This is a genomic window from Streptomyces sp. NPDC052109, from assembly GCF_040680195.1.
Taxonomy (GTDB): Bacteria; Actinomycetota; Actinomycetes; order Streptomycetales; family Streptomycetaceae; genus Streptomyces.
In genome coordinates this window covers 40,086-66,119 of the sequence record NZ_JBFAWF010000022.1, presented here as the reverse complement: position 1 = coordinate 66,119, position 26,034 = coordinate 40,086, and the positions used below count along the sequence as shown (strand labels likewise).

At 71.5% G+C, this 26,034-nt stretch carries 22 protein-coding genes; 7 read left to right on the top strand and 15 right to left on the bottom strand.

Annotated elements, in window-relative coordinates; all coding sequences use genetic code 11:
- Positions 1 to 63 precede the first annotated feature (63 nt).
- On the bottom strand, positions 64 to 510 hold the full coding sequence (locus AB0L59_RS33100; RefSeq protein WP_365590336.1) for a MarR family winged helix-turn-helix transcriptional regulator: 447 nt from the start codon (positions 508 to 510) through the stop codon (positions 64 to 66).
- 87 nt (positions 511 to 597) lie between these two features.
- Between AB0L59_RS33100 and AB0L59_RS33095 the strand changes: the two genes are divergently transcribed.
- Positions 598 to 972, top strand: a complete 375-nt coding sequence (locus AB0L59_RS33095) for a cupin domain-containing protein (protein WP_365590335.1) — start codon at positions 598 to 600, stop codon at positions 970 to 972.
- Here AB0L59_RS33095 and AB0L59_RS33090 read toward each other — a convergent pair.
- The 8 genes from AB0L59_RS33090 to AB0L59_RS33055 all read right to left on the bottom strand — a co-directional run bounded on the left by AB0L59_RS33090 (position 950) and on the right by AB0L59_RS33055 (position 12,451).
- Complete coding sequence (locus AB0L59_RS33090) at positions 950 to 1,963, bottom strand: hypothetical protein (RefSeq protein ID WP_365590334.1); 1,014 nt, start codon at positions 1,961 to 1,963, stop codon at positions 950 to 952. The genes AB0L59_RS33095 and AB0L59_RS33090 overlap by 23 nt on opposite strands.
- The gene (locus AB0L59_RS33085) at positions 1,960 to 5,397 is read right to left on the bottom strand and encodes a DNA polymerase III subunit alpha (protein ID WP_365590333.1); all 3,438 of its coding nucleotides are present in this window, start codon (positions 5,395 to 5,397) and stop codon (positions 1,960 to 1,962) included. The genes AB0L59_RS33090 and AB0L59_RS33085 overlap by 4 nt, the downstream gene beginning before the upstream one ends.
- A gap of 258 nt (positions 5,398 to 5,655) precedes the next feature.
- Positions 5,656 to 6,738, bottom strand: a complete 1,083-nt coding sequence (locus AB0L59_RS33080) for a S1 family peptidase (RefSeq protein ID WP_365590332.1) — start codon at positions 6,736 to 6,738, stop codon at positions 5,656 to 5,658.
- Positions 6,739 to 7,075: 337 nt separating this feature from the next.
- Positions 7,076 to 7,975, bottom strand: coding sequence for a S1 family peptidase (locus tag AB0L59_RS33075; protein WP_365590331.1), 900 nt, complete (start codon positions 7,973 to 7,975; stop codon positions 7,076 to 7,078).
- Between the two features lie 243 nt (positions 7,976 to 8,218).
- Positions 8,219 to 9,022, bottom strand: coding sequence for a DUF1684 domain-containing protein (locus AB0L59_RS33070; protein ID WP_365590330.1), 804 nt, complete (start codon positions 9,020 to 9,022; stop codon positions 8,219 to 8,221).
- A 56-nt stretch (positions 9,023 to 9,078) separates the two neighbouring features.
- A complete protein-coding gene (locus tag AB0L59_RS33065) occupies positions 9,079 to 9,840 on the bottom strand; it encodes an amino acid ABC transporter ATP-binding protein (protein ID WP_365590329.1) in 762 nt (253 codons plus the stop codon).
- Positions 9,837 to 11,597 (bottom strand): FAD/NAD(P)-binding protein, encoded by a 1,761-nt coding sequence (locus AB0L59_RS33060; protein ID WP_365590328.1) that lies wholly within the window; start codon positions 11,595 to 11,597, stop codon positions 9,837 to 9,839. The genes AB0L59_RS33065 and AB0L59_RS33060 overlap by 4 nt, the downstream gene beginning before the upstream one ends.
- Positions 11,594 to 12,451 carry an amino acid ABC transporter permease gene (locus AB0L59_RS33055; RefSeq protein WP_365590327.1) on the bottom strand — a complete coding sequence of 286 codons (858 nt, stop codon included), beginning with the start codon at positions 12,449 to 12,451 and terminating at the stop codon, positions 11,594 to 11,596. Before AB0L59_RS33055 ends, AB0L59_RS33060 begins: the two co-directional genes overlap by 4 nt.
- Before the next feature lie 386 nt (positions 12,452 to 12,837).
- Between AB0L59_RS33055 and AB0L59_RS33050 the strand changes: the two genes are divergently transcribed.
- On the top strand, positions 12,838 to 13,761 hold the full coding sequence (locus tag AB0L59_RS33050; RefSeq protein ID WP_365590326.1) for an ABC transporter substrate-binding protein: 924 nt from the start codon (positions 12,838 to 12,840) through the stop codon (positions 13,759 to 13,761).
- A gap of 9 nt (positions 13,762 to 13,770) precedes the next feature.
- Here AB0L59_RS33050 and AB0L59_RS33045 read toward each other — a convergent pair whose 3' ends face one another.
- Entirely contained in the window at positions 13,771 to 14,943 is a 1,173-nt protein-coding gene (locus AB0L59_RS33045; protein WP_365590325.1) for a DUF5685 family protein, read from the bottom strand.
- A 267-nt stretch (positions 14,944 to 15,210) separates the two neighbouring features.
- Here AB0L59_RS33045 and AB0L59_RS33040 point away from each other — a divergent pair, with 267 nt between their 5' ends.
- Complete coding sequence (locus AB0L59_RS33040) at positions 15,211 to 15,648, top strand: cell division protein SepF (protein WP_365590324.1); 438 nt, start codon at positions 15,211 to 15,213, stop codon at positions 15,646 to 15,648.
- Between the two features lie 37 nt (positions 15,649 to 15,685).
- Here the strand turns inward: AB0L59_RS33040 and AB0L59_RS33035 are convergent, their stop codons facing one another.
- The gene (locus tag AB0L59_RS33035) at positions 15,686 to 16,876 is read right to left on the bottom strand and encodes an acyl-CoA dehydrogenase family protein (RefSeq protein WP_365590323.1); all 1,191 of its coding nucleotides are present in this window, start codon (positions 16,874 to 16,876) and stop codon (positions 15,686 to 15,688) included.
- Positions 16,877 to 16,963: 87 nt separating this feature from the next.
- Positions 16,964 to 18,571, bottom strand: a complete 1,608-nt coding sequence (locus AB0L59_RS33030) for an MFS transporter (RefSeq protein ID WP_365590322.1) — start codon at positions 18,569 to 18,571, stop codon at positions 16,964 to 16,966.
- Between the two features lie 259 nt (positions 18,572 to 18,830).
- Between AB0L59_RS33030 and AB0L59_RS33025 the strand changes: the two genes are divergently transcribed.
- Both AB0L59_RS33025 and AB0L59_RS33020 read left to right on the top strand, forming a co-directional pair.
- Complete coding sequence (locus AB0L59_RS33025; RefSeq protein ID WP_365590321.1) at positions 18,831 to 20,108, top strand: glycosyltransferase family 39 protein; 1,278 nt, start codon at positions 18,831 to 18,833, stop codon at positions 20,106 to 20,108.
- Between the two features lie 238 nt (positions 20,109 to 20,346).
- Positions 20,347 to 21,375: a phosphatase PAP2 family protein gene (locus tag AB0L59_RS33020; protein ID WP_365590320.1), complete on the top strand. Its 1,029-nt coding sequence runs from the start codon at positions 20,347 to 20,349 to the stop codon at positions 21,373 to 21,375.
- A 237-nt stretch (positions 21,376 to 21,612) separates the two neighbouring features.
- Here the strand turns inward: AB0L59_RS33020 and AB0L59_RS33015 are convergent, their stop codons facing one another.
- The 3 genes from AB0L59_RS33015 to AB0L59_RS33005 all read right to left on the bottom strand — a co-directional run bounded on the left by AB0L59_RS33015 (position 21,613) and on the right by AB0L59_RS33005 (position 24,190).
- Positions 21,613 to 21,828: an I78 family peptidase inhibitor gene (locus AB0L59_RS33015; RefSeq protein WP_365590319.1), complete on the bottom strand. Its 216-nt coding sequence runs from the start codon at positions 21,826 to 21,828 to the stop codon at positions 21,613 to 21,615.
- Between the two features lie 564 nt (positions 21,829 to 22,392).
- Entirely contained in the window at positions 22,393 to 23,433 is a 1,041-nt protein-coding gene (locus AB0L59_RS33010; protein WP_365590318.1) for a YafY family protein, read from the bottom strand.
- A 76-nt stretch (positions 23,434 to 23,509) separates the two neighbouring features.
- A complete protein-coding gene (locus tag AB0L59_RS33005) occupies positions 23,510 to 24,190 on the bottom strand; it encodes a transglycosylase family protein (protein ID WP_365590317.1) in 681 nt (226 codons plus the stop codon).
- Positions 24,191 to 24,730: 540 nt separating this feature from the next.
- On the opposite strand from AB0L59_RS33005, the gene AB0L59_RS33000 reads away from it, so the two are divergent.
- Positions 24,731 to 25,528, top strand: a complete 798-nt coding sequence (locus AB0L59_RS33000) for a hypothetical protein (RefSeq protein WP_365590316.1) — start codon at positions 24,731 to 24,733, stop codon at positions 25,526 to 25,528.
- Positions 25,529 to 25,592: 64 nt separating this feature from the next.
- Positions 25,593 to 25,988: a hypothetical protein gene (locus tag AB0L59_RS32995; protein WP_365590315.1), complete on the top strand. Its 396-nt coding sequence runs from the start codon at positions 25,593 to 25,595 to the stop codon at positions 25,986 to 25,988.
- Positions 25,989 to 26,034 lie beyond the last annotated feature (46 nt).

The window sequence follows — 26,034 nt, the reverse complement described above, 5'->3', positions numbered from 1 at the left end:
GAAGTTACGTGTCAGTAAAAACTTCCAGTGATAACCAGAGCCTCATCGGGCCCTGACGGATCATCACCAGGCAGGCCGGATCGGACCATAGGGAGCGATCCGCGCCAAACGCTCCCCCAACACGCGGACTTCACCCTCGCCCAGCAGTTCGGTCCATCCCCCCACGACCTCGGCCGCCGCCGCCTCCGCCGCGCGGGTGCAGGCCCAGCCCATCTCGGTCAGCACGACCAGCCGGGCCCGCGCGTCCCGCGGGTGCGGCCGCCGCTCGGCGTACCCCTTGCGCACGACCTCGTCCACCAGCTGGCTCGCGGCCTGCTTGGTCACCCCGAGGTGCGCCGCGAGGTCGGTGACGGTGGCCCCGTCCGGGGCGAGTCGCGCGAAGGCGAAGCCGTGCGCCGGCCGGAGATCGGCGAACCCGCGCGCCACGACCCCGTCATGGATGCGTTGCGTGAGGTCACCCGCTACGGCGAGCAGGGCGGCGGACAGGGCCATGGCTTCGGAGTTCTGCACGGGGGCATTGAAACACCCTTGACACATTGGTCAAGCAGCTTGACCATATAGTCAAGCCACTGGACCACTTGAACGGAGATCACCACCATGCCCGTCGTCCGCTCGTCCGAGGCCACGACCCATGAGATCCACGGCGCCCGCTTCGTCTCGTACGCCACCCCGCTCACCGGCAGCAAGGAGCTGTGCGCCTGGCGCGGGGAGATCCCGGCGGGCACCAAGGCGCCCGCCCACACCGTCAGCCGGGAGGAGATCTTCCACCTCCTCGTCGGCGAACTCCTGATCAGCCTCGACGGTCACGCCGAGCGGATCTCGGCGGGAGACACGGTGATCATCAACCCCGGCGCGACCCTGGCCGTCGAGAACCCCACCGACCACACCGCGATCTCGTGGGTCACCACCTCGATCGGCCTGGAGGCGCAGCTGGCCGACGGCACCCGCATCACGCCGCCCTGGGCCAACTGACGGTCGGGGAGCCGCCGCCACCCCCCAGCGCCCCCGGCATCACCGCGCGCGGCCCGAACTTCGCCCGCGCACGGTCCGCGACCTCCTCGATGCGGCGCACCTTCTCGTCCACGGGGTCGAAGGTGAGCTGGTGGGAGGCCTGGTCGGCGGGGGCCAGGCCCTCGGCGCGCAGGGCGAGCGCGCGGACCCGCGCGCGCTGCAGGCCGAGCGCCTCGTACATGCCGTAGGCCGCCCTGGTCAGGGCCGCCGAGTGCGCGGTCGGCTCCTTCAGGGTGCGGCTGCGGGTGGTCGAGGACCGGTCGGCGTAGCGCACGGTGAGGGTCAGGGTGCGGCAGATCTTCCGCACGGCGCGCAGCCGCGTGCCGAGCTCCTCGGCGGCGGACAGCAGCGCCCTGCGGTGCCGGTCGGGGTCCAACTCGTCGATGCCGAAGGTCCGTTCCGTCGTCAGCGAGCGCGAGACGGCGTTCGGCACGACCCGGCTCCGGTCGATGCCGCTCGCCTTCTCGCGCAGCTCGCGGGCCGCCTTCGCGCCGATCAGCCGCTGGAGCGTGGACAGCGGCGCGCCGGCGACCAGGCCCAGGGTGTCCAGGCCGTACTCGCTCAGGGTGCGGGCGGTCGCCGCACCGACGCCGGGCAGCGCGGACACGGGCCGCCCGGCGAGGAACTCCGCGATGCCCTCCGGGTCCTCGGGCACGGCACACGTCACCCCGGGCCGGGCGTCGCGCAGCGCCACGCGGGCCAGCATCGGGCCCGGGCCGGCGCCGATCACACAGTCGACGCCGTACCGCGCGAGGGCCCGCACCCGGATCACCGCGGCCAGCTCCACCGCGCTGCGCCCGAAGTACCGCTCGGCGCCGCGCAGATCGGCCAGCGCCCCGTCCGGGGGCAGCGCCTCGACGACGGGGGTGAAGTCCTCCAGCAACCCGAGCAGTCCCGGCAGGGCAGCCTCGTACATCGGCGGCAGCTGGAAACGTACGCAGAGGATGGTCATCCCGCACTCCCCGGACTCTGGTGCCACAACTTCCTTACGGCAGCAGGCCCTTGTGAGACCTCCTGCCCCGCGGGCCGCAGATCGGCCCACGGATGCATCTGGTATCCGGTCGGCAGCTGGATCCGCCGCCCGCCCGTCGGATCACCGCCCGCGCCCTCGGCCGCCGGCTCGGCGAGCCGCGCCGCCACCTCGTCGAGGCCGCCCTCGGCACGCAGCTCGACCAGCTCGGCGAGGTTCCAGGCGGCGGAACCCACCACGCTCAGACTGCGCGGACCGCGCCGCTGCACCACTCCGCGCACCAGCAGCAGCCACGAGTGGAAGACGGTGTGCGCACAGGCGTCGTGCGAGTCGTCGAAGAACGCCAGATCGACCAGCCCCGTGCCGTCGTCCAGCGTGGAGAAGATGACCCGCTTGCCGGACCGGATCGGCGGTGTCTGGGTGGCCGCCTTGGCGCCCGCGACCAGCACGGCCTCCCCGTGCCGCGCCTCACGCAGCCGGCGCGCGGAGACCACGCCCAGCTCCTTGAGGAACTCCCGGTGGTCGTCCATCAGATTGCGCGAGGCGTCCATGGACAGCACGCCCAGCTCGGCGCTGAGCCGCTCCGCCGACGTCAGATCCGGCAGCCCCGCCGGCGCGGTCTTCCGCCCACCCGCCAACGGGAGCTGTCCGCCGCCACCGCCTCGGGCGCCCCGGTGCAGCTCGGTCAGGTGCAGCTGCAGATCGCGCCGGTTGGCCCCGAAGGCGTCCAACGCGCCCACCTGCGCGAGTCTTTGAGCCAGCGGACGGCTCGGCCGGGCCCGCTCCCAGAAGTCCAGCAGGGAGGAGTACGGCTGTCCGTCCGCGATCCGCCGCGCCTCGGCCTCACTGATGCCGTGCACGTCGGACAGGGCGAGCCGCAGCCCCCACACCCCCGATTCAGACACCAGTTCGATCCGGTGGGCGATCCCCGAGACATTGACGTCCAGCGGCAGGATCGGCACCCCGCGCCGCCGCGCGTCCGCCAGCAGCAGCCGCTTGGGGTACATCCCCGGATCGTGCGTGAGCAGCCCGGCGTAGAAGGCGGCCGGGTGATGGGCCTTCAGCCAGGCCGACTGGTAGGTCGGCACGGCGAACGCGACGGCGTGCGCCTTGCAGAACCCGTACGAGCCGAAGGCCTCCACGATCTCCCAGGTCCGCTGGATCGTTTCCGCCCCATACCCCCTGGCCGCGGCCTGCTGCGCGAACCACACCTTGATCCGCCCCTGCGCCTCCGGGTCGGACAGGCCCCGGCGCACCCGGTCGGCCTCGCCGCGCCCGCAGCCGGTCATGACGGCGACGATGTCGATGACCTGCTCGTGGAAGACGACGACGCCGTACGTCCCCTTCAGCGCCCCTTCCAGATCGGGGTGCGGGTAGCGCACCGGCGCCCGCCCGTGCCGCGCCTCGATGAACGGCCGCACCATGTCGGCGGCGACGGGCCCGGGCCGGAACAACGAAATGTCCACGACAAGGTCATGGAAAGTACTCGGCTGGAGCCGTCCCACCAGGTCCCGCTGCCCGGGCGACTCGATCTGGAAGCACCCCAGCGTCTCGGCGGACCGGATCAACCGATATGTCTCCGGATCCCCCGCCGGCACCGCGTCCAGGTCGATCCGCTCCCCCGTCACCCGCTGCACCTCGGCGACCGCGTGCGCCATCGCCGACTGCATCCGCACGCCCAGCACGTCGAGCTTGAGCAGCCCGAGGTCCTCCACGTCCTCCTTGTCGAACTGCGACATCGGCAGCCCCTCACCGCTGGTCGGCACCACCGGCGTACGGGCGAGGAGCGAGGCATCGGACAGCAGCACCCCGCACGGATGCATGGCAATCCCGCGCGGCAGGGCGTCGAGGGCCTCGACCAGTTCCCACAGCCTGTCGTACCGCGTCCCTTCCCGCTGAAGCTCCCTCGCCAGCCCCTTCAGCTCGGGCAGCTCCTCCAGCGCGGCCCGCGCGTCCCGGGCCCGGATGTGCGGAAAGGACTTGGCCAGCCGGTCGATCTCGGCCGGGTCCACGGACAGGGCGGCACCCACGTCCCGGATGGCGTGCCGCACCCGATAGGTCTCCGGCATGGACACGGTCGCGACCCGCTCCTCGCCGAACCGCCCGATGATCGCCCGGTACACCTCGAGCCGGCGTGCGGACTCCACATCGATGTCGATATCGGGCAGCACCACACGCTCCTTGGACAGGAAACGCTCCATCAGCAGCCCGTGCTCGACCGGATCGGCGTGCGCGATCCCCAGCAGATGGTTGACGAGCGACCCGGCCCCGGACCCCCGGGCGGCCACCCGGATCCCCATCTCCCGCACATCGTCGACGACCTGGGCGACCGTCAGGAAGTAGGAGGCGAAACCGTGGTGGCCGATGATGTCCAGCTCGTGGTGCATCCGCTCCCAGTACGCGCGCCTCCCGCCGTACCCGAGCCGCACCATCCCCGCCACCGCCCGCGAGGCGAGCGCCCGCTGGGCGGTGCGCCGCCCGGCCCCCACCAGATGCGCCTCGGGAAAGTGAACGGTCCCGATACCGAGATCGCCCTCGGGGTCGACCCGGCACTCCCCGGCCGTGGCCAGGGTCTGCTCCAGCAGTCGGCGGGCGGTGTCCCGCCGGTACCCGGCAGCCTCCACGACCCGCTCGGCAACCCCGGCCATCGCCCGCGCGTCCTTCAGCCACGCCTCTCCGGAATCCAGCTCCCCGCGCGGGTCGATCGGCACCAGCCGCCGTGCGGCGTCCAGCACATCGGCGACGGGCCCCGCCCCCGGATCGGCGTACCGCACGGCGTTGCTGAGCACCGGCCGCACCCCCTGCTCGGCGGCGAACCCGACGGTACGGGCGGCCAGCCGCAGGGAACCGGCCCCGGTGCCCGTACGCCCGTGCCAGAAGGCCTCCAGCCGCAACGCGTCGCCGTAGACCTCACGCCATGCCCCGAGCAGCTTCGCGGCCCGGTCGGGACGCCCCGCCGCGAGGGCCCGCCCCACGTCCGACCCGGGCCCGAGCAGCACCACGAGTCCGTCCCCGTGATTGCCGGACCAGGGAAGCAGCGGAGCCCCCTCCCCCGCATGCGCCGCCGTCACGATCCGGCACAGGTCGGCCCAGCCCCGGGCCCCGTCCCGCGCGAGAAAGGTCGCACGGGGAGCCGACTCGTCGACAAAGGCCCCGCCCCGCACCGGCACCTTCCGCCGCTCACTCCGCGCGGCCTCGGCCTCCTCCACCGCCAGATCCACCCCGAAGACCGGCCGCACCCCCACCCCGGCACAGGCCTTGGCGAAGCGCACCGCACCGGCGACGGTGTCACGATCAGAGAGGGCGAGGGCGTCCATCCCCCGCTCCGAGGCGCGCTCGGCCAGCCGCTCCGGATGGGATGCCCCGTATCTCAGGGAGAACCCGGAGACGGTGTGCAGATGCGCGAAGCCCGGCACACGCACCTCCCGCACTCGCACGGCTCTCGAACATCAGTTCCCCACTTCCACCCCCACCATACCCCCATTCCCGAACATGTGTACGACATCCTTTCGGCCGCCTCCGACCTGCGCAAACACCGCTCACCAGGACCGTTGGGGACATGACACCAGGACGATGGCAGCCCGCCCGGCGAAACGAGCCGCGACGCGAAAACGAAGCCCCGCCCCCGGGCACCCAGGGCGGGACTCCACGGAAGGCACGCACGCCCGAGGGCGTCAGCCGATCTGCGCCCCCGTAGCGGACAGCGCCGCGCTGACGGGCTGGAAGAACGTCTCCCCACCGGAGGTGCAGTCACCGCTGCCCCCGGACGTCAGCCCGATGGCGTTGCTCCCCGAGAACAGCGAGCCGCCACTGTCTCCGGGCTCGGCGCACACATCGGTCTGGATGAGGCCACTGACGGTGCCCTCCTGGTAGTTCACCGTGGCGTTCAGCCCGGTGACCGTACCGTCGTGCACATGGGTCGTCGACCCACTGCGCGTCACCTTCATCCCCACCGTCGCCTCGGCGGCACCGGTGATCTTCTGAGAGGACCCGTTGTACAGGTCGACCTCGCTCGGGTGGTCCACCTCCGCGGTGTACTTCACGAGCCCGAAGTCGGTCCCCGGGAAGTGGGACTCCGCGTTCTGCCCGATCTCCTTGCCGCTGGAGTCCGACCAGGTGGAGATGGCCGCGGTGCAGTGCCCGGCCGTCAGGAAGTACGGCTGCCCGTCCTTGACCACGTTGAAGCCGAGCGAGCACCGCCCGCCGGACCCGCTGATCGCGTCACCGCCGGCGACGAAGGGCTTGAACTCCCCCTTCGAGCGCTTCAGTTCGGCCTTCCCGCCCAGCCCGTCGACCACCTTGCTCAGCTTGGCCCACTGCGCGCCGGAGACCGTCTTGTCGGCGGTGACGACGACCTTGTTGCTCACCGGGTCGGTCGCCCACGACGTCCCCGGGATGGTCGCGTCCTTCTTCAGTGTCGTCCGCGCGCCGTCGAGCGCGGCCGGCGAGTTGGTGACGAGTCTCGCCCTGGCCCCGGCCGCCTCGACGGTGTGCGCCGCACCCCCGTCGAGGACGTTGACGACGAGACTCCTGGTCCGGGCGTCGTAGTAGCCGCCGGCCGCGTCGGACCCGAGGCTCTTCAGCAGCGTCGAGGCGAGGTTTCCGGCCGCCGGAGCGGAGAGGACCTTCGGTTCCGGAGCCGACTTCACAGGCTCACTGGCGTTCGCATTCTGCAATGTGACACCCGCGGCGACCAGTGCGGCGATTCCCGCCCCGGCCACGGCGGCCCGCCGGCCGGATATGCGTCGGTGCTTCAACTCACGTCCTCCTGTGGGGGGATGGTCCGCGGGTTGTGGGGACCCGACGGACCGGAAGGCTGGTTGACGAGCGCCCACTCTTCCGAACGGCACAGGGAGCACACAAGGTTGACTTCAGGACGCGCGGGGAGAGGGCTTGCGCCCCCCTCCCTTTTTGACCGTGCACAGTCACTCCAGGCGAATTCGCACAGCAAACACGTCCCGCACGTGACCCACACCGGACGGTGACGACACCGGCTGGCCGAAACCAGGCGCATCCACCTGCGACACCCACCCCCAACCCACCAAGAAGCCCCCGCACACCGAGCGGCGTGCGGGGGCTCACAGGAGCGGAGCGTCAGGGCAGCGTGACCCCGTAGTAGCTCAACGCCTCGGTCACCGGCTGGAAGAACGTCGTACCACCGGAGGTGCAGTCACCGCTGCCTCCGGAGGTCAGCCCGTAGGCCACGGTCCCGGCGTACAACGGACCACCGCTGTCACCGCCCTCGGCGCACACCGTGGTCTGGATCAGCCCGTAGACGACGTCACCGCCGCCGTAGTTGACGGTGGCGTTCAGCGCGGTGACCCGCCCGCTGTGCGTACCGGTGGTGGAACCACGCCGGTACACGGTCGTGCCCACGGACGGCGTGGCCGCGCTCGTGATGGACTGGCTGCCCACGGCGCTCGGGTGCGAGATCGAGGAGTTGGTGTAGCGCACCAGCGCGAAGTCGTTGCCAGGGAAGCTGTAGCCCACGTTGGTGCCGAGCACCGTGCTGTGGCTGGAGTTGCTGTACCAGGTGGAGGCCACCTGGCCGCAGTGACCGGCGGTGAGGAAGTAGTACGTGCTGCCGCTGTGCACGTTGAAGCCGAGTGAACAGCGGTACTGGCCACCGTAGATGGCGTCGCCACCGCTGATCAGCTTGTTGAACCTGCCGCGGGTGTGCTTGACGGTGAGGGCGCCCGCCTCGGCTCCGGCCTGCTTCTTGATCTTGGTGATCTGGGCCTGGGAGACCCTGCTGTCGACGGTGAGGACAACACGGTTGGTCTTGCTGTCCACGGCCCAGGCGGTGCCGGGCACGTCGGCCTTCAGAATGGAGTCACTGGCCTTGACGAGCTGGGTGGCGCTGAACGTGCCGTCGTCGCCGGCGTTCGCGGTGGGGGCGGCGAACGCGGCCGCGGCCAGGAAGCCTGTCGCCACGGCGATCAGCCGGGTCCGTCTCGCAGTGCCGTTGCGGGGAGTGGTGCGCTTGATCCTCACTTTTCGTTCCCTCCCAGGGGAAGTCGGGGGCCCGCGTGGGGTCGGGGCCCGTGAGTCGCAGCCAGGGGGCCGCCGGATTCCGAACACGCATGCCCCCTGACAAGCGCTGAGGGGGAGTATTCGGCCGAACGACCGGTCGCCACAAGGGTGCCTTTCGGCCGTCGGACTTTGAACCACTCTTACGTCGCAGGCCTTGACATCGGCTCAGCACACGCTGACGCCGACCCAGCCCACTTCCGACAATCAGCCAAACGCACGCCGAGGACGGCCCAGTGCACGTTCCCCCGCCTCGATCGCCACGTCCAGCGTGTTGCCGGGCGGCGGGAGGGGGCAGATGAAGTGGTCGGCGAAGGCGCACGGCGGGAGCTGGGCGCGATTGAAGTCGACGGTCGTACGCCCCTCGCCGTCCGGGGCCGGCGGATAGAGGAAGCGGAACCGGAAGCTGGTGTCGCCGCTGGTGGCGTCGGCGAACACGGCCCACAGCAGCCCGTCGCCCTGCTGCGCGACCCGCAGCGTCCGCTGCCGTCCCGCCAGGGTGAAGGCGAGCTCACCGGCGAGGGCGAGCCCCCGTTCGCGCCCGTCCGCGTTGCCGACCCGCACGGTGCGGGTGTCGTCGTACGGCGTGAAACGAGCCGGCACCGACCAGCGCGGGTCGTACGGGGTGGCCTCGATGCCGTGGAAGCCGCGCCGGGCCTCGGACGCGGGGTCGTAGACCCGCACCCCCCACACACCTTCGCGCACCAGCACGAGCAGCCGCTTCTCCCCCAGCGCGACCCGGGCCTCCGCCTCCGGCCCGGGGTCGGCGGCGAGCCGGACCTCACCGGCGAAGGGCCGCCCGTCCACGGTCAGACCCTCGGCACCGGTGGCGGTCAGCACGACCCCGTCGGCATCCGCCACCCAGGTCCCGGGAATGGCCGGAAGTCGCCCGTCCGGATGGTCCTCGACCCAGTGCGTGGCGGTCAGCGCGAGCGGCCCGTAGGGCGCGGAGACCTTCTCGGCACGCTTCTCGCGCCACTGCTTCCACGCGTCGGCCGCGCCCGTCGTCATGTCGTCCTTCCTTTCCTCCGCGATCAACTTTCCCGGTCCTCCCTCCATGCCCGTCCTCACAGCACCTTCGCCAGAAACGCCCGCGTCCGCTCCTCGCGCGGAGCGACCAGCACCGCGTCGGGCGGTCCCTGTTCCACGATCCCGCCGTCGGCCATGAACACCACCGTGTCGGCGACCTCACGGGCGAAGGCGATCTCGTGCGTGACGACGATCATCGTCGTGCCCTGCGCGGCCAAGTCCCGTATGACGTCGAGGACTTCACCGACCAGCTCGGGATCGAGCGCCGAGGTCGGCTCGTCGAACAGCAGCAGCTTCGGTTCCGGCGCGAGCGCCCGCGCGATGGCCACCCGCTGCTGCTGACCCCCCGACAGCTGCCGTGGAGAGGCGTCGGCCTTGTCGCCCAGCCCCACCCGCTCCAGCAGCAGCCGCGCCGCCTCCACCGCCTGCTTCCGTGGCCGTTTCAGGGCGGACACCGGTGCCTCGACCACGTTCTCCAGGACGGTGAGGTGCGGAAAGAGGTTGAAGTTCTGGAAGACGAACCCGATCCGGGTGCGCTGCCGGAGCACCTCACGCTCGGGCAGCTCGTACAGCTTGTCCCCCACGCGCCGGTACCCCATCAGCGAGCCGTCGACGCTGATCTCGCCCCCGTCGACCTTCTCCAGATGGTTGATGGTGCGCAGCAGCGTGGACTTGCCGGAGCCGGAGGGGCCGAGCACGACGGTGACCTCGCCGGCGCGCACCTGGAGATCGATGCCCCGGAGGACGTGGAGCGGGCCGAAGTGCTTGTGCACCGACCTGATGTCGACCATGAAGCTCATCGCGTGGGTTCCTTTACGAGTGACGTGCCCAGAAAGGCCAGCACCGCCCGCGCGGTGGCGTCGTTCTGCCGGAACGCGGCCCCGCCGGTGCGCGGCCGGGTGAAGGCGCCGGGGGTACGGGCGTCGGTGTACGGGCCGAGCGCGAAGCGCCGGGGATGCGGGCGGCCGGCGCCGTCGAGGATCCGGCCGTCGCCGGGGTCGACCCGGAGCAGTCCGTCGGGGGTCTCGGCGGCACCGTCGGCGTGCAGTTCGCGCAGCAGGCTGTCGCGGGCCCGCCCCACGGTGGGCTCGGGCAGCCGGGCCTCGACCAGCGCCCGGGCCTCGATGCGGAAGCCCGGCACGGTGGGGCTGGTGGCCCGGAACACCCCGTCCTCGGCGGTGAGGCTCATGTCGGCGCCCACGAACGTGAGCAGTCCGGCCCGGGACAGCGCGAGCATCTGCCGCAGCCGGGGTCCCGGCGGCCCGGACGCCAGGTAGCTGAAGAACCCGTGCCACCAGGGGCCGATGTTCCCGAGCCGCACGAGCTGCCCGTAGACGGAGAGCAGCCCCAGGAAGACCCCCAGATCGGCACTGTGCGAGGAGTCGTGCCGGCGGATCAGGTCGCCGGCGATGTACGCCCGCATGCCCTCCTGGAAGTCCTCGTGGGAGGCATGACGCACCCCGTCGAGCGGGTGGTCGAGCGCGGCGAGGTCGAGCCGGTCGGCCGGAGCGGGCACGGCGGCGGCGACGAGCGCCCTGGTCTCGGCGGGGCCGTCGGCGGCCGCGTACTTCTCCTCGAAGTCGGTCCAGCTCATCGCCGTACGCTCGGCGTGGGCGGTGAACAGCCGGTGGTAGTGGGCGAAGCCCAGCTCCTTCTCCACCAGCGGCCACACATGGCGCCGGAAGTCGAAGCCTCCGGGTCTGGCCAGCAGGTCCTCCACCTGGGCCGGCCCGAGGAAGCGGGGCAACGGGGGCCGGTCGCCGGTCCAGCCGTAGCCGATCTTCGAGTGGTACGGCACTCCGCGCCGCGAGCCGACGTGGAGCACCGGCTCCCGCCCCGAGGGAACGTAGGTGCCGCCCTCGTACCGGCCGCCGCGGCCCTCGGTGAGCAGGACCATCAGGTCGACGAAGGCCAGGCCGAAGCCGCGCACGAGGACGGGTTCACCTGCCTTCAGCGGGGACAGGTCGCTGTCGGCGGTGAAGTCGGGCGGCAGGTGCACCAGGCCGTGCTCGCGGGCGTAGGCGGCCAACGCGGTCTGTTCTCGGTCGGGTTCGGCGTCCAGGTGGCCGATCGCGAGGATCACGAGGTCGGCGAGGAGAGGGCGGGACAGTCCCTCCAGCCACACCTGCTGACGGCCCTCGCACGGGCCGCTGATCCGCAGGGCGCGCCGGGGGTGGTGGTGGACGGTGACGCCGGGCGGCAGGTCGGCTCGGGCCCGCTCGTACACCCAGCGCAGATAGCGGCCTTGGAGCTGCCGGTCGGCGAAGGTGCCGCCGTCCACCGCGGCCCACTCGTGCAGGGTGGGGCCCTCGCGCACCGGGCCGGCCATGGTCACCGTCTCGTCGGTGAACATGGTGACGTCCTCGGCGTGCGAGTTCATCCACAGCAGCGGTGACTGCTCCTGGCGCCAGATGCGGCCGCCACCCGGCGGATGCGGGTCGACCAGATGGATGTCGAGGCCCGAACCGGCGTACAGTTCCGGGGCGTTGGCGGCGAGGCGCTCCAGGATTCCGGTCCCCCGCGGCCCGGCTCCCACGATCACCAGCTGCGGCCTCATCGGGCGTGCTCCGTGCCGCGGGCGTAGTACTTCTCGATGTAGTGCTGGCCGAAGCCGAGCACCGAGGTGACGACCGCGTACCAGAGGGTCGCGACCATGAGCAGCGGGATCACCTGGTAGGTGCGGTGGTAGATCAACTGGGCGGAGAACAGCAGGTCGTTGACGGCGATGACGCTGACGATCGAGGTGCCCTTGAGGGTGCCGACGAGCATGTTGCCGGCGGGCGGCACGATGGCGCGCATGGCCTGCGGCAGCACGATCCGCCACCAGCGCCGCGAGCGGCTGAGTCCCAGCGCCTGGGCGGCCTCGATCTGCCCCCGGTCCACGGAGAGGATGCCGGCCCGGACGACCTCGGCGGCGAAGGCCGCCTCGTGCAGGGTGAGTCCGACGATCGCGACGGCGACCGGGGGGAGCAGGTTGACGGTCTTCACGCCGAGGACCTGCGGGTACAGCGCCCCGATGTTGAACCACAGCAGCAGCTGCACCAGGATCGGGATCGACCGGAACAGCCAGACGTAGCCCCAGCCGACCGCCCTCAGCACCGGGTTGGCGGAGAGCCGGAACGCGGCGAGCAGGGTGCCGAGGGCGAAGCCGAGGACCATCACCACGACGGTCAGCCACAGCGTGAGCCACAGTCCGCGCAGGATGGAGTCGGAGGTGAAGTAGTCGGCGACCACGTCCCACTGGAACGCCGGGTTGCGCACCACGGAGGTGACGGCGAGTCCGAGCAGCACGAGGACGACGACGGCTGCCGCCCACTGCCCGTACCGGCGCTGCGGGACGATCCGCGGGACGTCAGCGGGCTCGGGTATCTCCGGCGCGGTGGGGACTTTGGCGAGGGTGTCGGATGACATGCGAAGGCTCCGTGACGTGACAAGTCAGGGTGGTGCCTTCACACGGCCGAGCCCCTCAGCAGGGCCGTCCATCGAGAGTACGCGGGCGTTTCGGTGCGTTGTCAAGGCTGTCCGAACTCCGAGCCGTACGTCTCACGTCAGTTGACGCGGAACCGGATGCCTGTTCCACTTGGCCCATGCATCCACAGCAGTGGCTGGTCACCCGCTCCCACATCGACTTCGGTCGCGTGTGGTCCTCTTCCTGTTGAGCTGACCCCCCTGCAGCGCCTGCCCTCCGGGCGGGCGTGCTCGCGTTCTTCCTCTTTCTCCACCTTCTTCCTCGCCTTCACACGCGCATCCCTCCCCTCGCGCTCTGCACCCTTTCTGCTCCCAGGAGACCGCTACCGATGCGTACGCGAAATTTCGCGGCTTTTGTCAGCATTACGTCCGCCGCTCTGCTCCTCACCGCCTGCGGCTCGGGCGGGTCGGCCGCGTCCGCGGTGGCGGCCAAGTCCGACGAAGTGCCCACCACCGACGTCGTATCCACCGAGAGGAAGGACGACGCCGCGGCCCGGTTGCTCCCCGCCGGCACGACTCACCTCACCGTCGCGATCAGTGTCGGCGGCACCCCGCCGGGCACCACCTACCTGTCCGACGGCAAGACGCCGACCGGCCAGGACGTCGACTTCACCAAGGCGGTCGCCAAGGTGCTGGGCGTCGGGCTCACGGTGGAGCAGGCGAGCTTCGAGGCGATCCTGCCCGCGCTGGACAGCGGCAAGTACGACTTCGGTGCGAGCAACTTCGGCGTCACGGACGAGCGCCGCAGGACCATCGACTTCGTCACCTACATCAACGACGGCCAGGGCTTCGCCGCCCGCAAGGACAGCAAGCTGACGAAGATCACGGACCTCGGTCAGCTCTGCGGGCTGAACGTGGCGACCGGCGCCGGCACGACCTTCGAGGCCACGCTGGAGGAGAACAAGCACGTCTGCACCGACGCCGGCAAGAAGCCGTACCAGGTGCAGACGTACTCCGAGCAGAGCGCGATCTGGTCCTCGGTGCAGCAGGGCCGCAGCGATGTGGTGATGTCGACGATCAACGGCCTGCGCTATGCCGTGGCGCACCAGCCGGGCCTGAGGTTCCTCAACGAGTACCACCGCCTGGACGTGGGCTTCGCCTTCAAGAAGGGCACCAGGCTGGCCCCCGCTTTCCAGGCGGCGGTGAACAGGCTGCTGGCCGACGGCACCTACGACAGGATCCTGAGGAAGTGGGGGACCACGGGTTCGGCGGTCCACACCTCGCGGATCTCCCCGCCCGAGCTGAGGAACTGAGCGGGACGGTCACAGCCCGCAGTCGCAGCACGAGCAGCATTCACAGCACTCGCAGACCTCGCAGCACGACGGGTCGCAGTCACAGTCGCAGTTGGCGCAGCAGCCCTCGCGCCTCTTCCGCGACCAGGGCCCCTCGAACTCGTCGGCGCAGCACACCTTGCAGGTGCAGCACAGGCCGAGGGCGGCGGCGCAGCCGGCCCAGAAGCCCCCCTTGTCCGGCAGCGGCGGCTGCCCGCCGAAGGGATTGCCGTGCGGGTGGCCCGGCGCCTCGGGTGCCTGGTGACCCGGCGGCGGTCCGAACGACCCCTCGGGCTCGTGTCCGCACGCGCGCGTGCCGAACGCGCGATCCACGGAGCGCCCCAGCTCGTGCACGAGGAGCAGGTGGACCAGCCTGCCGTCGGCGAACTCGGCCTCCCGCAGGGCGAGCCGGATGCCCCGCAGGGCGTCGTCGGCGAGCCTACGGGCCTCGGTCCGTGACGTCCCCGTGGCGGCGAGGGGGTTCCAGGCACCCGACAGGGCGTCGGCCTGCTGGTCCTCCACGGCGTCCAGCAGATGCGCGAGCCGGCCGAAGAGCCGTCCGGCCTCCGCGAGCGGAGTCGCGTTGCCCGGCCGTCCGGCCAGTACCGCGGTGTGGGCGAAGGCGGCGGCGGTCGCGGTCTCGGTCGGCTCGGTCACCGTCAGGATCGGGGTGCCGGGCCCGGCGAGGGTCTCCAGGCCGAGCTGCCGGTCGACGGCCTCGACGAGGACGCCGGTGTCGAAGCCGACCGTGGCGCCGCTGTGGGCGCCGGCCCTGCCCCAGCCGGCGGCGACCCGGCGCGCGGCGGCGGCCATGGACCTGCGGGCCAGCAGCCCGTCGCGGTCGGCGACATGGTCGCGCACCTTCGCCGCGGCGAGCACCAGCGAGACGGCGGCGGCGAGCCGCGCGCCCTCACCCCGGGCGACGGACGCGGTGCGCATCCCGCGCAGCGCGCACGGCCCGGCCGTACGGCGGCCGTCGGGGGTCCGTCCGGCCTGAGCCTCCGTCAGAACCGAGAGGAGAAGGCCGTCATAGTTCGTCACGATCCGCGCGAGCTGGCCGTGGTCGCGGCGCAGGGTGAGGCAGAGCCCGCACAAATGCGCCATCCACTCGGTCTTGAGACTCTCCCCGAGCCGATGAGAGCACGGTCTGACGATTCCGAACACGACGATCCCCCGTGATGTGGTACGACGTTGACGTTCACCCGTACGCAGTGATCTTCACCCATCCGCAGCTGACAATCATATTTCACTCTCAGTCAGCAGCCGTATGAGTCAGGACCCTTGGGGCACAAGGACTCTCGACGGATCGGCTGTGCACCAGTACCGTCACAAACCCCCCGCGCGGCGTCTATCCACTTGGCGCGCCGTCCGCATCATGGATGACCATAGAGACGCGGAAAGCAAGAAAGACCGCTGTGAGAGGAGGCGTCCATGGGATCGGTACGCAAGGCGAGTGCGTGGCTCGGCCTCGTCGACGACAACGATGACGAGCGTTACTACGACGACGAGTACTCCGAGGGCACCGAGTCCGAGGGCGCCTGGGTCACGGACCCCCGGGTGAAGGTGGCCACGGACACGGCCGAGGAGAAGGGCCGCCGGATCGGCACGGTCACCCCGGACAGCTTCCGGGACGCCCGCGCCATCGGCGAACTGTTCCGGGACGGTGTCCCGGTCATCATGAACCTCACCGCGATGGAGCCCGCCGACGCCAAGCGCGTGGTGGACTTCGCGGCGGGGCTCATCTTCGGTCTGCGCGGCTCGATCGACCGCGTGTCCAACCGGGTGTTCCTGCTGACGCCCGCCGACACGGAGATCATCAGCGGCGAGGCGTCAGGCCGCCGCGAGGACGGCTTCTTCAACCAGAGCTGAGGCAGGGCCGCTCACCGGCCCTGCCTCCTTGTGGGGCTCACCGGAAGGCGTCGAGCCCGGTGAGCGCCTTGCCCAGCACGAGCTGGTGCATCTCGACGGTGCCCTCGTAGGTGAGCACCGACTCGAGGTTGGTCGCGTGCCGCATCACGGGGTATTCGAGGGAGATCCCGTTGGCACCGAGGATCGTCCGCGCCGTACGGCAGATCTCGATGGCCTCGCGGACGTTGTTGAGCTTGCCGAAGCTGACCTGCTCGGGGCGCAGGCGGCCGGCGTCCATCCGCCGCCCCAGATGGTGGGCGAGCAGGATTCCCTTGTGCAGTTCGACCGCCATGTCGGCGAGCTTGGCCTGGGTGAGCTGGAAGCCGCCGATGGGCCGCCCGAACTGCTCCCTCGACCGCGCGTAGTCGAGGGCCGCCTCGAAGCTGCTGCGCGCCGCGCCCATCGCGCCCCAGACGATGCCGTACCGGGCGTGGGACAGACAGCTGAGCGGTCCGCGCAGCCCGGTGACCTCCGGAAGTACGGCGTCCGCGGGCAACCGTACGTCGTCCATCACCAGTTCGCTGGTGACGGAGGCGCGCAGGGACCACTTGTGCTTGATCTCGGGCGCCGAGAAGCCGGGACTGTCGGTGGGGACGACGAAGCCGCGGATGCCCTCCTCGGTCTGTGCCCAGACGACGGCCACCCCGGCGACCGACCCGTTGGTGATCCACATCTTGCGCCCGTTGAGGACCCAGTGGTCGCCGTCACGCTTGGCGTGCGTGCGCATGGAGGCGGGGTCCGAGCCGTGGTCCGGCTCGGTCAGCCCGAAGCAGCCTATGACCTCGCCGGCCGCCATCCGTGGCAGCCACTGCAGCTTCTGCTCCTCGCTGCCGAACCGGTGGATCGCGTACATGGCGAGGGAGCCCTGCACGGAGACCAGGGACCGGATGCCGGAGTCCGCCGCCTCCAGTTCCAGGCAGGCCAGGCCGTACTGCACGGCACTGGCCCCCGCACAGCCGTACCCGCTGAGCGACATCCCGAGCGCCCCGATCCCGCCGAGCTCCTTCGCGAGCTCACGGATGCCGGGCAGCTCCCCCTTCTCGTACCACTCGGCGACGTGCGGCAGCACCCGGTCCGCCGCCCAGGCCCGCACGGTGTCCCGTACGGCCAGGTCTTCCGGTTCCAGCAGGTCGTCGATCCCGAGCGGGTCGGCGGGATCAAAGGGGGGCAACTTCGAGGACGCGGACATGGAACACCCTCCGGCACACAAGAAAACTAGCACCGCTAGTCATTGTGAGGCCGACGTTACGGTGCGGTGTCCCCCACGTCCAGTGCGTCAGGCCGAGACGCGGGTCTGCGCCACTTCCCTCGGCGCGGGCAGCTCCACCGCCGCCGCGGGCTCCGCGCACTGCATGATCCGCGGCAGTCGCAGCGCGATCACCGCGCCCAGCAGCAACAGCCCCGCGCTCACCACCAGCGTGACATGCAGGCCGTGCACGAAGGAGTCCCGCGCGGCCCGGCGCAGCGCCGCCCCGGCGGATCCGCCGAGTCCGCCGGCGATGTCGTAGGCCTCGCCGAGCGAGCGGCCCGCACGGTCGGAGGCGTGGTGCGGAACGCCCGGCACCGAGCGCAGACGGGGGGTGTAGGCCGCGTTCATCACGCTGCCGAGCAGCGCGATGCCGATGCCCGCGCCGAGCTGGTACGACGTCTCACCGATCGCCGCCGCGCCACCGGCCTGGTCCGCGGAGCATTCGCTGAGCATCGACTCGTACGCCCCGAAGAGCGTGGTCTCCAGGCCGAAGCCGAGCAGCACGAAACCGGACAGCAGCAACGGCGCGTTGTCGGTGCCGCCCATCGCGGTGAGCGTCAGGACCGCGGCGGCGGTGAGACAGAAGCCGAAGGAGACCATCCGGCGCGGCCCGAAGCGGCGCAGCATCCGCGCGCCCGCCAGACCCGCCGCCATCGCCGCGACGGTCAGGGGCAGCAGCCTGAGGCCGGTCTGCAGCGGGGAGAGCCCGAGCACCAGTTGCAGGTACTGGGCGGCGATCAGCTCCAGGCCGACGAGCGCCAGCATCGCCAGCACGATGCAGCCCACCGAGGTGCTGAAGGCGGGCCGGCGGAACATCCGCAGGTCCACCAGCGGGTGCGCAAGGCGCCGTTGCCGCCGCACGAAGAAGAAGAGGAGGACCGCGCCGGCCAGCAGCGGCAGCACGGTGAAGGGCCTCGCCGGTGCCTCGTGGCCGCCCAGTTGCTTCACGCCGAGGACGACACCGAAGAGGCCGCCGGCCGCCATCAGGGCGCCTACGACGTCCCAGGGGCCGTCGCCGGCACCGCGGGACTCCGGCAGCAGGATCCGCCCGACCGGCAGGCTGACCAGCATCAGCGGGATGTTGACGAGGAAGACCGCGCCCCACCAGAAGTGCTCCAGCAGGAAGCCGCCCAGCAGCGGGCCGACGGCCGCGCCGACGGCGGCCACCGCGCTCCAGATGCCGATCGCCAGCGCGCGCTCGCGCCGGTCGGGGAAGACCTGACGGAGGATCGACAGGGTCGCCGGCATGATCATCGCACCGCCGACACCGAGCAGCGCGCGGGCCAGGATGAGCATCTCGGCCGTCTGCGCGAAGGCGGCCACGGCGGAGGCGACGCCGAACAGTCCGTAGCCGAGCAGCAGGACACGTCTGCGGCCGACCCGGTCGCCGAGCGTGCCGAAGAGGATCAGAAGCGAGGCGCAGACCAGTGGATAGACGTCGACGATCCAGAGCAGTTCCACGGCGCCGGGCCTGAGGTCCTCGGTGACGGCGGGGACCGCCACGTGCAGCACGGTCGCGTCCAGGGCGACCAGCAGCAGGCTGACGCAGAGGACGACGAGGACGACCCAGCGGCTCGCACCGGCTCCGGCCGCCCGAGGGCACGGCCGTGCGGCAGCCGTGGTCGTCCCGGACATGTACCTACCTCCCAGATGTGCCTCGCGCGGGGCGGACCGACGGGGTGGGGACTCCCTGTCGTACGGCCGGAGAGGAGCGGGGTCTCCGGCCCGCGCGAACCCACGCGGGTGACTCGTCAGCGTACGCGAGTTCGCCACCGGGGCACGTGGCGGACCTCTCACACGCATGACGGAACCCGTGTGGCGTACGCCACGCCGTTCTCTCTCGACCACGTCCCGGGGTCGGGTCCGGTTCCGCCGCCGGTCGATAATCGAGTCCGTGACCGATCTTGAAACGCGCGTGGCGCCCTCCCGCGCCCCCCTCCCGCGCCGGGCGGCGCCGGCCCTCCTGGGCTATGCGGCGGTCCGCGCCCTGGGGCTGGTCGTGCTGGCGGTGTGGAGCGCCGCGCGCGGCAAGAGCGCGTACACCGTGCTGACCGCGCGCTGGGACTCGCTGTGGTACACGCGGGTCGCCGAACTGGGGTACGGCTACGAGGTGCGGCTGCCGGACGGGGACGTCCACTCCGACCTGGCGTTCTTTCCGCTGCTGCCCTGGCTGGAGCGGCTGCTGCACGCGGTCCTGCCGCTGTCGTACGCGGACGCCGGTTTCGTCGTCAGCCTGCTCTCCTCGCTCGTCGCGGCCTGCGGGATCTTCGCCGTCGCCGACCGGGTGTACGGCCCCCGGGTGGGGGTCTGCGCGGTCCTGCTGTGGGCGGTGCTGCCGGTCGGGATCGTGCAGTCGATGGCGTACAGCGAGTCGCTGTTCACGGCGCTGGCGGCCTGGTCGCTGTACGCGCTGCTGACGGACCGGTGGCTCACCGCCGGCGCGCTGGCGGCACTGGCGGGGCTGACCCGGCCGGTGGGGGCGGCGGTGGTCGCGGCGGTGTGGGTGGCGGGTGTGACCTCGTTCGTGCAGGACCGGAGGGCGATGCGCACCCCCGGCGCGGAAGCCGACCCGCACGCCCCGGCGCACGCGCCTGGCGTATCTGACGGCACGCAAGCCCCGGCGCTCACTCCGGGCGCACCGTCCCCTTCCGCACCGTCTGCCCCACCAGCCCCCGCCTGGCGCCGGGGCCTGGGCATGCTCATCGCCCCCCTCGGGGCCGCCGGTTATGTGCTGTGGGTCGGTCACCGCACCGGCAAGGGCCCGCTCGGGTACCTGGACGTGCAGGCCGGATGGCGCAACGGGTTCGACGGCGGCTATGCATTCGCGCGCTTCGTGGCCGACAAGTTCACGTCATTTCCGTCCGCGCTCGCCGGCGTCGGCCTCATCGTCGGGGTCGCCCTGCTGCTGTGGCTGTACGTGACCGGGGTCCGCCGGCGCCAGCCCGTCGAACTGCTGGTGTACACGGGTGTCGTCCTGGCGCTTGCCCTGTGCGCGTCAAGCTACTTCGGCTCCAAGCCGCGGCTGCTGCTGCCCGCCTTCCCGGTGCTGCTGCCGCTCGCCTGCGCCCTCGCCCGGCTGCGCACCCCTCGATCCGTGCTGGTCACGGCCGTGTTGGCGGTCGCCTCGGCGATCTACGGCGCCTTCTGGCTGAACGGCTCCGGTCCCCCATGATCGACATCGACGGGCCGGTGACGCCCCGGAGAATTCCGCACCAGGACCGGGTTAACGCATTCATAAGCGCCATATAAACAACGCCCGGCATGATCAAAGGAATTGAACGGAACAGCCTCACAGGATTGCGGAATCCCTGGAATTCGGACCGTCCTTGAGAGGTTTGCCACATCACATCGTCATCACAAAGCCGCTGTTTCGACAGGGTTCACACCTCACTCGCTGTAACGTCGATTGGGTGCGTACCGAACGAAACCTCACCCGGCGTCTGGACCGGGTGTTCGCCAGACTCGACCGTGAGCCGGAACGACCGGCCCACATCGATGTGCCAAGGATGAGCCGGCACCGGGTCGTTCTGTTCACGGCGACCCTGGCTTTCTACCTGGCGATCGTGTGGGCCGTGGTGATCACGTCCTGGCTGGTCCGGCTCGACTGGCAGGTCATGTTCTTCCGGCCGTACCAGCAGTGGCCGCAGATCCACGCCTTCCTCGACTACTACGTGGTCCTCGGTCAGCGCGGTCCCACCGCGGTGATGGTCGCGGCGTGGCTCGGCTGGCGCTCCTGGCGGCAGCACACGCTCCGCCCGCTGCTCACCCTGGCCACCTCGCTGCTGCTGCTGAACATCACGGTCGGCGCCGCCAAGTACGGCATGGGGCGCCTCGGTCCGCACTACGCGACCGTGATCGGCTCGAACGAGATGATGCGGGGCGGCGATATATTTCCCAGCGGCCACACTGCCAACGCCGTCGTGACCTGGGGAATCCTGGCCTATCTGGCCTCCACCCCGAGAGCGCGCCGCTGGCTGTCGGCGCTGTCCGCGATCACGTCACTCGGCGTCGGCCTCACCACCGTCTACCTCGGTACGCACTGGCTGAGCGACGTGCTGCTGGGCTGGGCCGCGGGCCTGCTGATCCTGCTTGCCCTGCCCTGGTTCGAGCCGCTGATCGCCAAGACCGAGACCGCGCTGTTCGATCTGCGCGACCGCTGGCGCGCCCGCCGCGCCCGCCCCGTGCCCGAACCGGCCGTTCCGGTCACCCCGGTGGTGCTCAGGCCGCGCGGCGCGGCGGCCGAGCAGCCGACCCCGGCTCGCGAGCCGGTCGCCTCGACCCGCGCCTCCAGAGGGCCGGCGCATCTGGCCCCGGGACCGCACACGACCCGTTCGGAACGCACTCCGGTCACCCCGGTGGGCAGTCGCCGCCCGCCGCACACCGACCACCGCGTGCCGCGCGGCACGGCCCAGCCCGCCCGGCCCCTTGCGGGCGGCTGACGGCCGGCACGGCGGCGGAATCGGTACGCACAGCCGCTCCGCACCACGTCGAAGGCCCCGCTTCCCTCCTCCGGGAAGCGGGGCCTTCGGCGTGCCGAGCGCCGAAAGCGCCCCTTCGGGGGCGCGGGGCCGAGTCGAGAGCGGCCACCGCAGCGTGGGCGCGACAAGCCACGCCGGAGCCGCAGCCGAACGGGTCGGGCCCCGGCACGCCCCCTGCGGGCGGAATCCGGCGGAGCGTCACCCCTTCCAGGCGCGGACCACCAGACCGTCCCGCACCTCGAAGTTCAGCCGGCCCATCCGGTACTCCATGGTGATGATCGCGCCGGGCGGCAGCGACCGTACCGTGGACCACCCGCGTTGCCGGGCGAGTCGCTCGGCGTTCGCGGCGTCGAGGCCGACGTAGCCTTCCGGGCTGTCCTGGGGCTCCGCCGGCGGAGTGGGAATCGGTGCCATGCCGCCACGCTAGGCCCCCACGGGCGGCGACGGAAGCCGGGCACGGGCGGGTAAGAGCCGCATCCGGCTCCCGTCACACTTCTGTCACAGCTTCCCGGCGCCCGTTTCCTCGCCGCGTCATTAGCCGCTGTCGCGGCGGCCGTCACACGTACGAGGGTTTCCGTAGGGCCCTCCGGGGTAATCGAACGGAATTCACATACCCCGGTGCGGCCGTCCGAATTACCGGCGGAAAGGTCCGCCGTGGGGATCCGGATGGGCCCGGTGAAGTGATTACGCGCGCAATCCGGCACGATGCCCCGGCAGCTGACGCCGCATAGGAATTTCACGGATTCAGCACATGACGGCCGTTTGCCCCCTGTCGGAGCACCCGGCCCCGCGCGCGTCACGGCGCCGGCTCGCGGGTACGCGAGCCGGGGCGGGCCCGGCGCGAGGATGCGGAGGGGCGGGCGAGCGACGGGGACCGAGACCGCAGGAGCCACGGCAGGACCGGTGCGCCGCGGGAACCGGGCCGGCCGGCTGGCTCACCACCACGGACCACAAGAGAGCCGCCCCGGCGCGACTTCGTCACGCTGCCCCGGATCCGCTCGGAGCCCCCGGCGTACGACCCGCGTCACCCGGAGTACGCGGAGCGGGCGCGGCGGCCCGAGCCAGAGCCGTATCGAGCCGGTCCCGGACCGTCCTGATCGCCTCCGTCAGCTCGGCGGGCTCGATCACCTCGAACGGAAAGCCCAGCATCATGATGTGAACGACCATCACCTCGAGATTCGCCGCGCCGGAGCGCAGGATGCAGGTGTCCGCGCCGTCCGCCTCCAGCGTCCCGGCGGACGGTGAGATCCGCTCGGCGGCCTCGTGCAGCGGCACCAGCAGCCGTACGGCGGAGTGGGTGGCGTACGCGCGCGTGGAGACGCCCTTCGAGACATAGGCGGCCAGGTCCTCGGCGGGCGGCTCGCGCGGGGTGAAGCGGGGCCCGTGCGGGGGCCTGGGGGTGATGCGGTCGACGCGGAAGGTGCGCCAGTCCGCCCGCTCGACGTCCCAGGCGACCAGGTACCAGCGCCGCTCGGTGCACACCAGCCGGTGCGGCTCGACGGTACGGCGGCTGTCCGCACCGTCGTGGGCGCGGTACTCGAAGCGCAGCCGCTCGGTGTCGCGGCACAGGTTGGCCAGTTCGGTGAGGAGCGCCGGGTCGACGTCCGCGGCCGGCGGGCCGCCGCGCAGCATCGGCACGGTGAAGGCGCCCAGGGCGCTCACCCGGCGGCGCAGCCGGTTCGGCAGCACCTGCTCCAGCTTGGCGAGGGCGCGTACGGAGGTCTCCCCGATGCCCTCGATCCCCTGGCCCGCGGCGGTGCGCAGGCCGACCGCAACGGCGACGGCCTCGTCGTCGTCCAGCAGCAGCGGCGGGAGTTCGGCGCCCGCGCCCAACTGGTAGCCGCCGCCGGTGCCGGGGCTGGCGTTGACCGGGTAGCCGAGCTCGCGCAGCCGGTCGACGTCACGGCGGACGGTGCGCGCGGTGACGCCCAGCCGGTCGGCCAGTTCGGCTCCGGACCATTCGCGGTGGGCCTGGAGCAGCGAGAGCAGGCGCAGCAGGCGGGCCGAGGTCTCCAACATGGGGCCGAGTCTGCCAGGGGATGCGGACAGCCGCTGTCCTCGACGGACAGCGGCTGTCTGCGGGGGTGCTCGGCGGTCAGAGCGCGAGGCGCTGGCCGGGCACGATCAGGTTCGGGTCGTCGCCGATGACCTTCTTGTTGGCGGCGTAGATCCGCTGCCAGGTGGTCCCGTGCCGGGCGGCGATGACGCTCAGCGTGTCGCCCTCGCGGACGGTGTAGTCACCGCGGGAGTCGCTGCGTCCGGTGCGGACCGCGGGGCGTTCCGGCGCCTTCGCCGGGGCGGAGTTCGTCGGGGCGGACTTCGTCGTCACGCTGCCCTGGGAGGCCGCGGTTCCGGAGGAACCGGTGCGCTCCGCGGCCGGGGCGGCGCCGGAGGCCCCGGCGCGGCCCGAACAGACCGGCCAGGCGCCCCAGCCCTGGGCCTGCTGGACCTTGGTGGCGACGGCGATCTGCGCGCTTCTGGAGGCCTGGTCGGCCGTCGCGGCGTAGGCGGTGCCGCCGTACGCGCGCCAGGTCGAGGCGGAGAACTGCAGCCCGCCGTAGTAGCCGTTGCCGGTGTTGATGTGCCAGTTGCCGCCGCTCTCGCACTGGGCGATGCGGTCCCACACTCCGTTGTCCGCGGCGGCGGCGTTGCCGGTGGCGGCCAGCAGGCCCAGCGGGGCCAGCAGGGCGGCTCCGGCGAGCACGGCCTTCGTGCGGCCCTTGCGGGCGCTGTCGGTACGGGCGGTGGTACGGCTGATATCGGCACACTCGGACATGTAATTCCCTCTCCACGAACCCGGGCTCCCCCGGGCGGAGCACGCCTCCCCGCGCTTGAGCGCGGCTGCTCGTGCCCGCCCCGTCCGTGTGGCCGGTGCCGGCGTCGGTGCTCTGCCGGTGCCGGCCGTCGGACGTACCCGAGCGGTGCTCGTTGCACACGGCGGAGGAATGTAGGGAGAAGGAGCGGCCGGAATCAACCAACTCCCCGTCATTCCAGGCCAGTTGCCTGTTACCCCGGGTATCGGCGATTTTCGGCCACCCACTACATCCCCTGATTTCGTGATTTGTCGACCAACGACTGAAGTGATCTGTGACCCACTTCACCGCCTCAAGTTCCTTGACACCACAACGAGTTGACGGGGAGTGCCCGGTTCCGCACTCCTGGTGACCGTGTGCGCCGGTTGGTTCGAACCGGTTGTCGTCGGGGCGTGACTCCCACCACAGGACGCCCGTTGTCTTCTTCATGAGCCCGGAACCCCGCCGGCTCATCGGCCGGGAGCCACCCGTCCGACCCAGCACCGCATCCCGAGGGAGCCACCGTGCCGCGCATGCTCGACGTCAGTGACGCCGTACGCGCCGAGATCGGCGACGAAGAAGCCGACCGGCTGCTCGCCGGAGAGAACGCCCCGGGCAGTTACGACTGCACGTCCTGCCGCACCCCGGGCGACTCCGAGCAGGAGCGCACCAGCACCGTTCTGTTCGTCGGTGACGAGACCGCCGTCCTCGCCTTCGCCCACGCCAGCTGCCTGCCCTCGCAGGTCGTCCAGGTCACCGAGGAGCAGTTGCAGGGCGCCGTCCGGTCCATCAGCGGCGTCGGCGGTGGCGAGGCCGCCGCACCGGGTGCGCCGCAGAAGGCCGTGCCCGAGCAGGCGGTGCTCGGCGTGACCAGCGGACTCGTCCTGATCGAGGGCGAGTTGCACCCCGGACTCGTCGTCGAGCCGACCTCGCCGATCGTGCGCCCGGGCTCCACCGGGGCCGGCGACGACTTCCTTCCGCTCCTCATCGAGCAGGGGTTCATGCCGGTGACCGAGCTGACGTCCGTGCCGCCGGTGCTGCACGGCTGGTCGGTGCTGCTCGCCATGGGCCAGCTGCACGCGGTGCTGCAGCCGTCGGCCCAGGGCGGGCAGCCGGTCGCCTGGTGGCAGGCGCACCAGCCGCTGCAGGTGACGGACAGCTGGCGGGCCGCCGCCAACAAGCACCAGCAGGTGCTGATGTACGCGGCGCCGGTGGGGTCCATCGGGCGCCAGCCCCGGGAGGATCTGCTGCGGGAGTCCCTCGACAGGGCGGCGGCGCAGGGCAAGCTGGTCGCCGCGGCGCTTCCGCTCGCGGGTACGTGATCCTTTCGCCACCTCCCTTCGACGGCGCCCGTATCTCTTCAAAGGCACCGTCGTTTGGACATACGTGCACGCATACGACGCTCCCTCTCCCCGCCGGTCCACCTTCGTCTCCGTCCCGTCCGCCCGGTTGACGCAGGACGGGGTCGTGGCCTCCGCCACGCCCATCTACGACATGCTCTACGCGGAATGGGTCAAGACCTTCCGCACACTGCCGGGGGACCGCAGCGGGGAGGAGGGGCTGAGGTTCAGCCCCTTCGGGGAGCTTCCCGGCGGCACGGGCTCGTACGGAGGCCACCGGGCGGGGTCGTTCAGCAGCTCGTACAGCGCCTACAGCGCCGGGGCGTACAGCGCGCGGCAGCAGTCGCAGTGGCAGCGGATCGGCACGCTCGGGCGGCAGCAGGACACCGGGATGCTGCACGTTCCGGCGGCGCTGCCGCCGGGGCCGCGTCAGGGGATGTGACCGGCGCACGGTGAAGGGCGGCTCCCGGATCTCCGGGGGCCGCCCT

Excerpts from the sequence above, each read along its gene's own strand:
- AB0L59_RS33095 (WP_365590335.1), top strand. The coding sequence starts at position 598 with ATGCCCGTCGTCCGCTCGTCCGAGGCCACGACCCATGAGATCCACGGC.
- AB0L59_RS33090 (WP_365590334.1), bottom strand. The coding sequence starts at position 1,963 with ATGACCATCCTCTGCGTACGTTTCCAGCTGCCGCCGATGTACGAGGCT.
- AB0L59_RS33070 (WP_365590330.1), bottom strand. The coding sequence starts at position 9,022 with ATGACGACGGGCGCGGCCGACGCGTGGAAGCAGTGGCGCGAGAAGCGT.
- AB0L59_RS33065 (WP_365590329.1), bottom strand. The coding sequence starts at position 9,840 with ATGAGCTTCATGGTCGACATCAGGTCGGTGCACAAGCACTTCGGCCCG.
- AB0L59_RS33060 (WP_365590328.1), bottom strand. The coding sequence starts at position 11,597 with ATGAGGCCGCAGCTGGTGATCGTGGGAGCCGGGCCGCGGGGGACCGGA.
- AB0L59_RS33055 (WP_365590327.1), bottom strand. The coding sequence starts at position 12,451 with ATGTCATCCGACACCCTCGCCAAAGTCCCCACCGCGCCGGAGATACCC.
- AB0L59_RS33050 (WP_365590326.1), top strand. The coding sequence starts at position 12,838 with ATGCGTACGCGAAATTTCGCGGCTTTTGTCAGCATTACGTCCGCCGCT.
- AB0L59_RS33040 (WP_365590324.1), top strand. The coding sequence starts at position 15,211 with ATGGGATCGGTACGCAAGGCGAGTGCGTGGCTCGGCCTCGTCGACGAC.
- AB0L59_RS33035 (WP_365590323.1), bottom strand. The coding sequence starts at position 16,876 with ATGTCCGCGTCCTCGAAGTTGCCCCCCTTTGATCCCGCCGACCCGCTC.
- AB0L59_RS33030 (WP_365590322.1), bottom strand. The coding sequence starts at position 18,571 with ATGTCCGGGACGACCACGGCTGCCGCACGGCCGTGCCCTCGGGCGGCC.
- AB0L59_RS33015 (WP_365590319.1), bottom strand. The coding sequence starts at position 21,828 with ATGGCACCGATTCCCACTCCGCCGGCGGAGCCCCAGGACAGCCCGGAA.
- AB0L59_RS33010 (WP_365590318.1), bottom strand. The coding sequence starts at position 23,433 with ATGTTGGAGACCTCGGCCCGCCTGCTGCGCCTGCTCTCGCTGCTCCAG.
- AB0L59_RS33005 (WP_365590317.1), bottom strand. The coding sequence starts at position 24,190 with ATGTCCGAGTGTGCCGATATCAGCCGTACCACCGCCCGTACCGACAGC.